The sequence below is a fragment of the Enterococcus infantis genome (assembly GCF_049166715.1).
Classification (GTDB): domain Bacteria; phylum Bacillota; class Bacilli; order Lactobacillales; family Enterococcaceae; genus Enterococcus_C; species Enterococcus_C leclercqii.
In genome coordinates, this window is sequence record NZ_JBMHFB010000003.1 from 308846 (window position 1) to 322102 (window position 13257).

General features: G+C 45.6%; 11 protein-coding genes. All 11 read left to right on the top strand.

Annotated elements, in window-relative coordinates; genetic code table 11:
- Positions 1-27: 27 nt before the first annotated feature.
- The 11 genes from ACOMA8_RS05360 (at position 28) to lysS (ending at position 12620) form a co-directional block, all read left to right on the top strand.
- Positions 28-519 (top strand): hypothetical protein, encoded by a 492-nt coding sequence (locus ACOMA8_RS05360; protein WP_161898454.1) that lies wholly within the window; start codon positions 28-30, stop codon positions 517-519.
- A 475-nt stretch (positions 520-994) separates the two neighbouring features.
- Positions 995-2086, top strand: coding sequence for an ABC transporter permease (locus tag ACOMA8_RS05365; RefSeq protein WP_161898455.1), 1092 nt, complete (start codon positions 995-997; stop codon positions 2084-2086).
- A 5-nt stretch (positions 2087-2091) separates the two neighbouring features.
- Positions 2092-2781 (top strand): ABC transporter ATP-binding protein, encoded by a 690-nt coding sequence (locus ACOMA8_RS05370; protein ID WP_421369151.1) that lies wholly within the window; start codon positions 2092-2094, stop codon positions 2779-2781.
- Positions 2782-2968: 187 nt separating this feature from the next.
- Entirely contained in the window at positions 2969-4108 is a 1140-nt protein-coding gene (locus ACOMA8_RS05375) for an acetylornithine transaminase (RefSeq protein ID WP_421369154.1), read from the top strand.
- 311 nt (positions 4109-4419) lie between these two features.
- Positions 4420-5451 carry an N-acetyl-gamma-glutamyl-phosphate reductase gene (argC, locus tag ACOMA8_RS05380; RefSeq protein ID WP_421369157.1) on the top strand — a complete coding sequence of 344 codons (1032 nt, stop codon included), beginning with the start codon at positions 4420-4422 and terminating at the stop codon, positions 5449-5451.
- Positions 5452-5512: 61 nt separating this feature from the next.
- Positions 5513-6703 carry a bifunctional glutamate N-acetyltransferase/amino-acid acetyltransferase ArgJ gene (gene argJ, locus ACOMA8_RS05385; RefSeq protein WP_421369159.1) on the top strand — a complete coding sequence of 397 codons (1191 nt, stop codon included), beginning with the start codon at positions 5513-5515 and terminating at the stop codon, positions 6701-6703.
- Positions 6704-6762: 59 nt separating this feature from the next.
- Positions 6763-7515 (top strand): acetylglutamate kinase, encoded by a 753-nt coding sequence (gene argB / locus ACOMA8_RS05390; protein ID WP_161898460.1) that lies wholly within the window; start codon positions 6763-6765, stop codon positions 7513-7515.
- 399 nt (positions 7516-7914) lie between these two features.
- A complete protein-coding gene (locus tag ACOMA8_RS05395; protein WP_421369162.1) occupies positions 7915-8550 on the top strand; it encodes a MarR family winged helix-turn-helix transcriptional regulator in 636 nt (211 codons plus the stop codon).
- A gap of 355 nt (positions 8551-8905) precedes the next feature.
- Entirely contained in the window at positions 8906-9793 is an 888-nt protein-coding gene (gene hslO / locus ACOMA8_RS05400) for an Hsp33 family molecular chaperone HslO (RefSeq protein WP_421369164.1), read from the top strand.
- Positions 9786-10796, top strand: a complete 1011-nt coding sequence (gene dusB / locus ACOMA8_RS05405) for a tRNA dihydrouridine synthase DusB (RefSeq protein ID WP_421369166.1) — start codon at positions 9786-9788, stop codon at positions 10794-10796. The genes hslO and dusB overlap by 8 nt, the downstream gene beginning before the upstream one ends.
- 324 nt (positions 10797-11120) lie before the next feature.
- Positions 11121-12620: a lysine--tRNA ligase gene (gene lysS, locus ACOMA8_RS05410; RefSeq protein WP_161898467.1), complete on the top strand. Its 1500-nt coding sequence runs from the start codon at positions 11121-11123 to the stop codon at positions 12618-12620.
- Positions 12621-13257 lie beyond the last annotated feature (637 nt).

Genomic DNA, 13257 nt, shown 5'->3' on the forward strand with positions numbered 1-13257 from the left:
TCTTGAAGAAGAAAGTAGGTGAAGACTATGGAAGCAAATATTTATGTAGTGCTGACGTTTATCGGAATCTGGATGTTGTATGTTTTTCCCTTGTATCAAGGAGTTGAAGAACTGTCGGAGCAAAAAAGAGTGTTGCAAAAGTTTTCGGCGGGACGCGAGAAATATCCCCAGGTCTCTCCTTGGTGGTGGTTGCTTCCACCGCTGAAAATCTCGAAGGAAAAGCAGCGAGGAATCAAGGTACTCAAAGATAATTTCAGTGATGAAGAAGATGTACGGGCACTGTTTCATTTCTTCAATAAAACGACTGGTTGGTTTTATATTGCAATTGCCGGGCTTTTGAATGGAATCGCAGCTACGGCAGAGTTGGCGGCAATCTTACCCTTTAAAGTACCGCTGTGGGGTCAGCTAGGTGTGGATTTGCTGATTATTGCCATCGGGATGCTTCATGCTCGTTATCGTGTTAGTCGCCGACGAGAGCAACGTTTGGTGGATCAGCTGGTGCGTAAAAAAGCGCAATAAGCAGGTCTAAAAAATAAGAATAAATTTGTAACGATCCTTCCGTTACTGCCTTTAAAAGTGGGTCATAAGTAAAAGACGGCGGTTTTCCATCAAAGCTATTGGAAAATTGCCGTCTTTTCAAATAATCACTATCCTTAATTTTATCAAGTGTGGGCAGCGTCGTTCGTTTTTTCTCCTTGAATCAAGAATGGGAGGTCTCTTTCAGCGAATAAGTTAGCGAGAGTCACAAGTTTTCACAGCCGGAGACTTTTAACCAGATCAGATAAGTAGCTTTCTTTCGCTTGAAAACTGCTGATTGTTGGTCCTTTTAACTGATGATCTCGTTAATGAGAGCAGGGCTTTGAAAAAATCATCGTTTTGCGAGCAAATAAGGTGACAAAGTGTCACCTTGCGTATATACTTCTTTTCGTAAGCGGAACTTGAATTGAAAATTTCAAGAAATTTTTTTCGCAATCTATTGAGGAAGTGAATGACGATGTTTTTAGCAAAGAAAGAAATGCGTTATGCCAAACTGCGTTACAGCTTGATTATCGGAATTATGCTACTGGTTTCTTACGTGGTGTTCTTGTTATCAGGTTTGGCTTCGGGATTGGCCCACGAATTTGAACAGGCCATTACTGATTGGAACGGCGAGACTGTAATTTTGGCGGAAGATGCCAATAAAAGTTTGAATGCCTCGCAATTGACTCGTGGCGATGTCAGTCGGGTTACAGCTGGCGACAAAGCTGCCATCGGTGTTTTTAATGGGGCAGTGAAAAAAGATGACGGCAGTAACACTAAAAATGATGTAACTGTTTTTGGAACAGAAAAGGATGCTTTCTTGCTGCCAAAAGTTACAGAGGGTAAAAATTTCGCCGCCAAAAATGAAATTATCATCTCTCAAAATTTGGCGGATGAAGGCTACAAAGTCGGTGATAAGGTAACGATCGGCAAGTACGACGAAAAGCTGACCATTGTGGGTATCTTCCCAGTAACCTACTATTTGGTTTCACCGGTAGTTTATACGTCTTTGGATACCTTCACGAATCTGAAGTACGGCAGCCAGCCTTTCTCTGATGACGACAGCAAACCAATCAACGCCATCGTTGTTAAACAGGCGAAAGCTGTTCTTGATAATAGCGATAAAAATGCTGAAGATCTGCAGGCGATTAAAACTGCCGATTTCATCGAAGCTTTGCCGGGATACTCAGCTCAGAATCTGACATTGAACGGTATGATCTACTTCCTGTTTGTGATTGTAGCCGCAGTAGTAGGGATTTTCATGTATGTCATCACGATGCAAAAGGCGCCAATCTTCGGTGTTATGAAAGCACAGGGAATCTCCAATGGCTTCATTGCGAAATCCATTGTCGCCCAATCCTTTATGGTGGGGATTATGGGGGTAGCCGCTGCTGCGATTTTGGCCTTTTTGACCAGTCTGATCTTACCGGCAGCGATGCCATTTCAAGTGTTGCCGCTCCAATGGTTGGTTTATAGCCTGATCTTGTTGGCGGTGGCAGTTCTGGGAGGCGTCTTCTCTATTCGAACAGTCACTAAAGTCGATCCAATCACAGCAATCGGAGGGTGAGTATTATGACAAACGCATTGGATATGCAACAAATCAAAAAAGTTTTCGGCTCCGGCCATACCGAAGTCACAGCACTGAAAGGCATTGATTTTGCAGTGGCCCCAGGAGAATTCGTTTCTATTATTGGGCCCTCGGGTTCCGGTAAAAGTACCTTCTTAACCATCGCAGGCGGGCTGCAAAACCCAACTTCAGGCAAAATCTTGATCAACGGACACGATTTCACCAACCTGTCGGAAAAAGAACGCAGCAAATTGCGCTTTAAAGAAATTGGCTTTATCCTGCAAAGTTCAAATTTGATTCCGTACTTGAAAATCAAAGAGCAGTTTTACCTGGTAGATAAAGTGAAAAAAACACCTTTGAATAAGGAACGAGTCACTGAACTTTTGACGTCGCTGGATATTTTAGACCTTAAAGATAAATACCCACGAGATCTTTCCGGTGGCGAACGGCAACGAGTGGCGATTGGTCGGGCATTGTACAATGATCCCAGTCTGATTCTGGCGGATGAACCGACAGCCGCTTTAGATACGGACCATGCCTATGATGTGGTGAAATTGTTGGTGAAAGAAGCCCATGAAAAGCAAAAAGCCACCATCATGGTCACTCACGATCCTCGTATGACCCAATGGAGTGACCGAATCTTGCGTATGGAAGACGGATTACTTGTACCAGAGAAAACAGCGGCAACTGAATAAAGAAAAAGCAAGCTCAAATAGCTATGCTTCGTGGTGCAAAGGCTGGTAAAACAGTCTTTGCACTTTTTATTTTGAATCGCAAGAGAATGGTTGTACATGTATATTATCAGTGGATTTACGAATAAAGTTTGCTGTTTGTTGCTATATAATGTATATTAATACATATAATAAAGGAGTGTGAATAGAGATGAGCCATCTATTTCCGAATTATGCCCGCAAGCCTTTTGAAATTGTCAAAGGCACAGGATTGACAGTCGAAGATCAAAGCGGTAAAGCGTATCTTGATTTCACCAGTGGAATCGGGGTGGTGAACTTGGGACATCATTATCCGGCAGTTGAAACCGCATTGGCCCAACAGGCAGCACAGTTGTGGCACATGCCCAATCTCTACGAAAACCACCTGCAAGAAGAAGTAGCTGCCGATTTAGCTGGTGAGATGGATTATGTCGGTTATTTTTGTAATAGTGGTGCCGAGGCTAACGAAGCGGCGATCAAGTTGGCCCGAAAATACACCGGAAAAAGTAAAATCGTCACCTTCCAGCAATCGTTTCATGGACGGACCTATGGCGCGATGTCTGCAACTGGTCAAGACAGCATCCATGCTGGTTTCCAGCCTTTGGTTCCTGATTTTCATTATGGAATTTACAATGACCAGACCAGCATCGATACGCTGATTGATCCGCAAACAGCAGCGGTTTTGGTGGAGTTGATTCAAGGAGAAGGGGGGGTTGTCCCCGCTGAAAAAAAATGGCTCCACGCACTGGCAAAAAAATGCAGCGAAACCGGCGCGCTCCTGATGGTTGATGAAGTGCAAACGGGAATGGGGCGGACGGGGACGCTCTTTGCCTTTCAACAGTTCGACATTCAGCCAGACATCTTTACTTTGGCTAAGGGACTGGGCAACGGTATTCCGGTGGGAGCAATGCTGGGCAAGCAAAAATTAGCTCAAGCTTTCGGAGCTGGGACTCACGGATCGACGTTTGGTGGCAATAAGTTGGCGATGGCTGCTGCCAAAGCAGTAATCACCACGATGAAAGCACCGGGCTTTTTTGAGACGGTCAATGAACGAAGCGAAGAACTGTTTGCCGGGCTTGCGGCGATCACCTCCGATAAGATTGTTGCAGTGCGGGGGCTGGGATTGATGGTGGGAATTCAGCTGATTTCCCCGGAAGTGCTCACAGAAGTCAGCGCCGCACTGGAAGCAAAAGGTCTGCTAACCTTGCGAGCCGGACAAAATGTGTTGCGACTTCTGCCGGCATTAACGGTTAGTCAAGTTGAGATCCAGCAAGCATTGCACTTGTTGCGGGAAGTATTGGAAAATGAGTGACTAAAACAAACTAGCGCGTCTTTTATCTGTTTGATTGGTAATCTTGCAGAAAAAAGGCGCGCTTTATTGATGTTTTGAAGAGATAACTGTGAAAATTAAGCTTGCGCGCTGGGAGTCTTTAGACCGTATTCGCAGGCAGGAAACGGAGGCTGGACAAGGGGGTTCCAACCAAATTCTGATTTTTATACATTTATTCAGCTGAATTTAGCATAAACCATTCATAAAATGCGATAAAAATAATAATTAATCATTGACAGAAAAATCAGCAAGTCTTATAATTTGAAGTAATTCAAAGAAAGCAGGTAGTGATCATGAAAGCGGCAATCGTTGGTGTAACAGGATATACCGGAATAGAATTACTGCGGATCATCCAAGGACACCCCTCGTTGTCTATCGGGACACTCCATGGTTCTTCATTGCATAAACATACAATTGAAACGGAATATCCGCACTTAGGGCATTTACTTACGATGCCAATCCTGCCCTTTGATTCGGAGCTCATCATGAAGGAAAATGATTTGGTTTTCTTTGCTACACCGGCGGGAGTTTGTAAGGAGTTGGGCCAGGTATTTGTCGAGCGGGGGTTTCCGGTCATCGACTTGTCAGGGGATCTGCGGTTGAAAGAGGCTTCACTTTATGAAGCGTGGTATCAAAAAGAGGCCGCTCCCCAAGCAATGTTGGACCAAGCGACTTATGCATTGCCGGAATTCATGGCCAACAAAGCCTCGAATCTGATTTCAAATCCCGGCTGTTATGCGACGGCTGCGCTACTGACTATTGCACCACTGGTCATCCATAAGTTGGTGGATCCGACGACGTTCATTCTGGAAGGAAAATCGGGCCTGTCTGGTGCCGGCAAGAATCTGAGTGAAAGCAGTCATTTTGTCAATGTGGCTGAGAATATGAGTATGTACAAATTGAATCGACACCAGCATATTCCTGAAATCTTGCAGCAGCTGCAAATTTGGGATGAGACAATTAAGAATATTCATTTCACCACCAGCTTGATTCCGGTGAAACGAGGCATTTTTATGAGTGCTTACGCCAAAGTCTTTTCTGGAGTGACGGAAGTTGATCTGCTGACGGCTTATCAAAAAACTTATGCTCAGCAACCCTTTGTTCGTATCCAGCCCCGAGGAACTCTGCCACAACTGCGGCAAGTAACCGGTACGAATTTCTGTGATATCGGATTGGGCTTAAATGAAGGCACAGGCATCGTGACACTGGTAGGAGTCATCGATAATTTGATGAAAGGAGCCAGCGGGCAAGCAGTTCAAAATTACAATCGCTGGGCGGGTATTGAGGAAACAGCCGGACTTCAGTCAGTGCCGATTTATCCGTAAAGTAACCTGCATTATAAACAGCCGATGAACTTTCGGCAATTCTAGAAGGAGGTGTTCGCCAATGCAAAAAATCAACGGGACTATCGCAGCACCTAAAGGATTTTACGCTGACGGCAGCCACTGTGGTTTGAAAAAGAAGAAAAAAGATATCGGCTGGCTGTATTCCGAAGTGCCGGCGCAGGCTGCCGGTGTCTTCACCACCAATCAAATCAAAGCTGCGCCTGTCTATTATACGAAAGCGGCTTTATCTGACGGTCAGTTGCAGGCGATTATTGTCAACTCCGGCAATGCCAATGCTTGCACCGGCCCCCAGGGGATGAAAGACGCCAAAGCGATGACTGAGCTTGCGGCTGAGGCTTTGGGAATTGATGCATCATTGGTGGCGGTGGCCTCTACCGGAATTATCGGACAAGCGCTACCGATGGAAACCGTGACGACAGGCATTAATCAGTTGCAAAAAGCTGGTGATGCCCAAAGCTTCCAACAAGCGATTTTGACCACGGATACCTGTGAAAAAGTCAGTGTTTATCAAGGAGAAATCGCTGGTAAAACAGTGACGGTAGCTGGTTGCAGCAAAGGTTCGGGCATGATCCATCCCAATATGGCCACGATGCTGGGTTTTATTACCACCGATGCTCAGATTACAGCAACGGTTTTGCAGCAGCTGTTAGCAGAATTGACAGAGACCACGTTTAACCAAATTACAGTGGACGGAGATACCTCCACCAATGACATGGTATTAGTATTAGCGAATGGACTGGCAGAAAATCCACCGTTGGCAGCAGCTACGCCAGCATATGACCAGTTCAAAGCAATGTTGGCGGCAGTTATGACAGATTTGGCCAAAGCAATCGCTAAAGATGGTGAGGGGGCGACGAAACTGATTCAGGTGACCACTAGCGGTGCCAAAGACAGCCTAAACGCACGGATGATTAGTAAGAGTGTGGTGGGTTCACCATTAGTGAAAACAGCTATCTTTGGCAAAGATCCCAACTGGGGGCGGATTCTTTGTGCGATAGGTTATAGCAATGCACAGATGGAGCTGTCGGGATTGTCCATCAAAATCGGTGAAACAATCGTTTATGACCAGGGGATGCCACAAGCCTTCGATGAAAAGTTGATGGCAGAAACGCTGGCACGCCCGGAGATTTTTATTGCTGTAGGACTGAAAGACGGCAGCGGCGCCGGTACCGCATGGGGATGTGATCTGACTTACGACTACGTCAAAATCAATGCGTTGTATCACACGTAATGACAAGCAGTTGTGGTTCAGCTGGTTGAAGTGGAAGTTGAAAGAAAAGGGGTAATACTATGGGGACCATCGTGGTGAAAATGGGCGGCGTCGCCTCTGATAATCTGGATCAGGCGTTTTTCGATCAGATCGAAGCCTGGCAGCGGCAGGGAAAAAAAGTCGTCATCGTTCACGGCGGCGGTTACTATATTTCTGAAATGATGAATCGCCTCGGCCAAGAAGTCGTAATCAAAAATGGTCTGCGGGTCACTGACGCAGAAACATTGGAAATCACGCGAATGGTGCTCTTGGGGCAGGTACAGCCGCTAGTCACTACGAAATTTTTGGCGGAAGGCTTTCATGCATTGGGCTTAAGTGCTGGCAGCGATCAGTTGATTTTGGGGGAACTGATCAATGAGGAAGAGTTAGGCTATGTGGGAAAAGTCACCGAGGTAAATCAGGAATTGTTGGATGTTTTGTTGGCCAAAAACCATATCCCAGTGATTGCACCATTAGGCATCACGGCTTGCGGTCAGTGGCTGAATATCAATGCCGATGAAGTTGCTTGCAAAGTGGCGGCGGCATTGCAAGCAGAAGAGCTGTATTTATTAACTGACGTACCTGGCATAAAAAAACAAGGTACCTGGTTGGACAAGGTACCGATAGCTGAAGTTGATCAGCTGGTGGCAGAAAAAGTCGTCACTGGCGGCATGCTACCAAAGCTCAACAGTGCCAAAAGCGCATTGCTAAGTGGCGTTCGCTCAGTCTTTATCAACAACACCATCAACAGCTGCGGGACACAGCTGTTTGTGGAGGAATGCTTGAAAGCGTAGGATCAAGGGGAATATTGAGGACTGCTATGGAAAATTTATCAGTTGAAGAGACAGCCATCGGGGGATGCTGTCTCTTATTTGCGTTATAAATCACTATAATAAAAAGCTGCTTGCCGGTGATGTGAGTAGACTCTTCGATAGCACTTCTACTAAAAAGAACTCAACCGGCAACTTACACTGGCGGCAGTAGTGGGCTTAAAAAGATTAACAAATTCTAAAATAAAAAGGTAAGGTACTTGATTAATTGTTCAGGTACCTGTATTATTATCTAAGTAAGGTACCTTAGTAACGTTGCAGGAAAACTGGGAAGTTGATTTATGAGCATAGTTTGCTACCAACTCACCAGCTTACCGTCACAGCTTTGCGGGTAAACCCGCGACACTTATGGAGATGAATAGTATGGAAAACCAATTATTTGAAGAATTTATGTCGTTTGAAAACCTTTTGCGCCGCTACCTGGTTTGGCAGCGGAAAGATCGTGGCAATCGGGGGACACCTCATCGCGGCCAAGGAAGAGTTTTGGCATTGTTGAAGATTCAACCGGAAATCACACAAAAAGAACTCACCTATCTGTTGGATATGCGGCCACAGTCTTTGGGAGAGCTTCTCACCAAGCTGGAAAAAAATGAATTCATTACTCGTGAACCAGACGAAAACGATCGCCGGGTGATGGTGGTGAAATTGACAGAAACAGGTAAGGCAGAAGCAGAACGGCTGTCGCAGGAAAGTCCGACGACGATTTTTGATCAGTTGACTGAAGACGAACAAGCTCAGTTTATGGCGATTTTGGCTAAACTGTCGCAAGCAATGCAAGAAGAGCTGCCGGAAGAAGCACTGCAAGGCGGTTTTGATCAGGATACTCGCCGCAAGATGATGGAAGAATTCAAGCGCGGTGGAATCGGCGGTGGTCGCGGAACGCGCCACAACGGATTCCCAGGGCTTGGCGGTAGAGAGGGCCACCCTTTCCACGGCAATCACAACAACTATGGCTTTGATCCCAGAAACGGTGATGGCTTCCCACAGAAAAATTTCTGATACCTGTTCGTTAAAAGAAAACGAGGTGGCGCAAATGATCGCATTGATTTTTTGGCTGTTGTCCCTGAAAAAGGCACCGGCTGCGCAAGAAAGAGATCTTGAAACTAGTGACTTACAGCCGTCTTCTTAAATAGAAGGCGGTTTTTTTATTTGTGCCAGGACGGCAGCCAGGTTGTCAGAACGGTTCGGTTGTGGGCGATTCGCATAGCAGTTGTTGTACTTTTCCTAAATTTGAAGCCGGTCAAGTTGAAAAAAATGCCGTCAGACTGTATGATTTAGCAATGAATAACAGGCGCGAGGGCCGTATGAACTGAATATACGGCTAGAGTCGACAAAAAAGGAGCAGAATAAACAGATGACAGATTATTTAGTAAAAGCCTTGGCTTACGACGGCGTGGTTCGAGCCTATGGTGTACGAGCGACGGCAACCGTTGCTGAAGCCCAAAGACGCCATGATACTTGGAATACCGCCTCCGCTGCTCTAGGTCGAGCCCTGGTCGGTGGCCTGCTTTTAGGAGCAACGGTGAAAGGTGACGACAAATTAACCATCAAGATTCAAGGGGACGGACCGGCTGGAGCTATTGTTGTAGATGCCAATGGACACGGGGATGTTAAAGGCTACATGCAAAATCCTCATATCAGTTTGCCATTGAATGAACAAGGTAAATTAGATGTCAGAGGAGCAGTCGGAACACAAGGCATGTTCACGGTCATCAAAGATTTGGGCTTGAAGGAACCATTTTCTGGTCAGACGCCGATTGTCTCTGGCGAGCTTGGGGAAGATTTTACCTATTATCTGGCGATCAGTGAACAGATTCCTTCTGCTGTCGGCTTGAGCGTGTTGGTGGATACAGATGATAGCATCAAGATTGCTGGTGGCTTTATGCTGCAAATCATGCCGGGTGCCGACGAAACGATTATCGATCAAATCGAGGCTAATTTGGCAGCCACACCACAGATTTCAACGTTATTAGAAGCTGGTAAAACACCGGAAGAAATTTTGGCAAGCTTGCTGCCGGATACCGAGTTGACAATCCTGGAAACGATGACCGTGCAATTCAAGTGTGACTGCTCCAAAGAAAAATTTGCCGCAGCCATCATTTCCCTGGGGGCAGATGAGATTCAGGCAATGATGGATGAAGACCACGGAGCTGAGGCCGTTTGTACCTTCTGCGGTGAAAAATACGAGTATTCCGAAGCCGATTTGGCTGAATTGAAACAGGAGGCATTGGCAAATGAGTAATCAAAGTTGGCGGATAGGCAACGTTGAGATTCCCAATCGGGTAGTAGTTGCTCCGATGGCGGGTATTACAAACGCTGCTTTTCGAGTGACAGTTAAAGAATTTGGGGCTGGGTTGGTAGTCTGTGAGATGATCAGTGACCAGGGGATTCATTTTCGTAATAAAAAGACGCTGGAGATGCTGTACATTGATGAGCGGGAACATCCATTGAGTGTTCAAATTTTTGGTGGCACCAAAGAAAGCCTGGTGGAGGCGGCACTGTTTGTCCAAAATAACACCAAGGCTGACATCATTGACATCAACATGGGCTGTCCGGTACCTAAAGTCATCAAAGCGGATGCCGGTTCTAAATGGTTGTTAGACCCTAATAAAATTTATGAAATGGTTAAAGCCGTTTCCTCTGAAATCGACATCCCGGTCACAGTAAAAATGCGTATTGGTTGGGATTCTGATCATATTTTTGCAGTAGAAAATGCGCTGGCTGCGGAATCTGCCGGCGCCAGTGCAATTGCCATGCACGGCCGTACGCGGGCTCAGATGTATGAAGGAAAAGCCGATTGGCATGTGTTGAAAGAAGTCAAACAGCACTTAACGATTCCTTTTATGGGTAACGGCGATGTACGGACCCCGGAAGATGCCAAACGCATGCTGGATGAAGTAGGAGCTGATGGCGTGATGATCGGTCGGGCAGCTTTGGGTAATCCTTGGATTATTCATCGTACCCAACACTATCTGGAGACTGGCGAATTGATTGGGGATCCAACACCTACAGAAAAGATTGCCACGGCAAAAGTCCATCTGCAACGGTTAGTGGATCTGAAGGGTGAACTGATTGCTGCTCGAGAATTTCGGCAACATGCTTCCTACTATTTAAAGGGCATTCCGAAAGCTGCCAAAGTCAAAGTCGCAATCAACGCAGCAGAAGACCAAGAAACTGTTGTAGGTCTATTGGATGAGTTTGCGCTTCAGGCAGAAGAAAACCTGTTGGCTAAAGCGCGGGCTTAAGGCGGCTGCTTGCAAGTCAACGTTCTGATATTAATAGAAGCAAAAGCAAGCTGGAAAAGGAATTTCAGCTTGCTTTTTTGTAGGAATCTTGGCATTATAGGTAAGAATGAAACCGCGTCAGCATACGTTTGCTGCCGGTGACAGCCACCGACAGCCGGTCGCGCCTGCTTGGCAAAATCGGGTAAGCGGCTATTGAAAAGGAAATGATTACCAATTGTCGAAGAACCTGTCGAACAGCAAATATGCTGCTGTATTTCAAGGCAAGGCTCCCGCAATATCGGCGGCGAGCACTCCAATCACCTACTATATCAAGGAGGAAATCACGTGTCTGAAGAACAAAACCAGCCCAAACAAGAAGAATTAAACGATCAAATGTTGGTTCGTCGGGAGAAGATGGAAAAGCTGCGGGAAGAAGGGATCGATCCTTTCGGTAAACGGTTCGAGCGGACGGTGGATTCCCATGAGCTCCATGCGAAATATGATGACCTGACCAAAGAAGAAGTCAGTGAACTCGGCCTGAGTGCAGCAGTTGCTGGCCGTATGATGACAAAACGCGGCAAAGGAAAGGTTGGCTTTGCTCATTTGCAAGATCGCGAAGGCCAAATCCAAATCTATGTCCGAAAAGATGAAGTCGGCGAAGAAAACTATGAAATTTTCAAAAAAGCGGACTTGGGTGATTTCCTTGGTGTTGAAGGGGAAATCATGAAAACCGACATGGGAGAAGTCTCCATCAAAGCTAAAAAAGTCACTATGCTTTCAAAAGCGCTGCGTCCATTGCCGGATAAATACCATGGCCTCAGCAATATCGAACAGCGTTACCGTCAACGTTATCTGGATCTCATCAGCAATAAAGACAGTTTCGACCGCTTTGTAAAACGCAGCCGGATTGTTTCCAGTATTCGTAACTACTTGGATGGTCATGGCTATCTAGAAGTGGAAACGCCAGTCCTGCATAACCAGGCAGGTGGTGCGTCAGCGCGGCCTTTTACTACCCATCACAATGCTTTAGATATGGAACTATATCTGCGAATCGCACTGGAACTGCACCTGAAACGGTTGATTGTTGGCGGGATGGAGAAAGTCTACGAAATCAGTCGTGTTTTCCGTAATGAAGGGATCGATACGACCCACAACCCGGAATTTACTATGTTGGAAGTCTATACAGCCTATACAGATTATCTGGATGTCATGGATTTGACAGAAGGTATCATTCGCAACGCAGCCATCGCAGCCAATGGGACGGCAGCTATCGATTACGATGGGCAAACTATCGATTTAGGTGCAGATTTTGCTCGTCTTCATATGGTAGACGGAATCAAAAACGTAACCGGTGTCGATTTTTGGCAGCCGATGACAGTGGAAGAAGCCCGTGTATTGGCAAAAGAACACCATGTTGAAATCAATGACTCCATGCAGGTGGGGCAGATTATCAACGAATTTTTTGAAACCTTTGTAGAAGATACACTGGTTAATCCGACGTTTGTCTATGGTCACCCAGTAGAAGTCTCGCCATTAGCTAAGAAAAATCCAGAAGATCCTCGTTTCACTGATCGCTTTGAATTATTTATTATTGGGAAAGAGTTTGCCAACGCCTTTACTGAACTGAATGATCCAATTGATCAACGGGAACGTTTTGAAGAGCAGGAACGTCAACGGGATGCCGGTGATGATGAAGCCCATGGTGTCGATGAAGATTTCTTAGAAGCGTTGGAATACGGGATGCCGCCAACAGGGGGACTAGGGATCGGGATCGATCGTTTGGTGATGCTGCTGACGGATGCCCAATCTATTCGTGATGTCTTGCTGTTTCCAACCATGCGTTAAACACAAAAATACACGAAAAACTGTCGGGCAGATAAAGAGCCCGGCAGTTTTTTATATTATGGAAAGAAAGCCCCAAGCAGAACATCTGATTTCGATAGGCTGAACCGCCGTATTTGCTCTTGAAAAGGGTTTAAAAACGAATGTTAAAACTACTGTTGCAATCCTTTATTCGTTAATGAAAAAATCACAAAAAAATTACAGAAAACCGTTGACCAGAGCGTGTTCTGTTGGTATATTATTACTTGTCCGTTAGCGAACGAGACAAGATGAAAAACAGTTGAAAAAAACATTTAAAAAAATGTTGACAACTGAACGTCAACTTGGTAAACTAACGAAGTTGCTGTTACAGCAAGGTTTCGAGCTCCTGAGTGAGTAAGAAATCACAAAAAAACTTTTATAAAATAGTTGACAACGAAAAAGCTGTCTGGTATGATTTAAAAGTTGCTGAAACAATTAGCGACAACAACTTAGACCTTTGAAAACTGAACAACAAGCAAACGAACCAATGTTTAGGGCATCTCAATTTCGATTGAGAGAACAAAACATTGCAAGCAAAAGCTAGCAAACAATTAATGAGCTTAAATGGTCTTCGGATCATTTCAAACACTTTTTATGAGAGTTTGATCCTGGCTCAGGA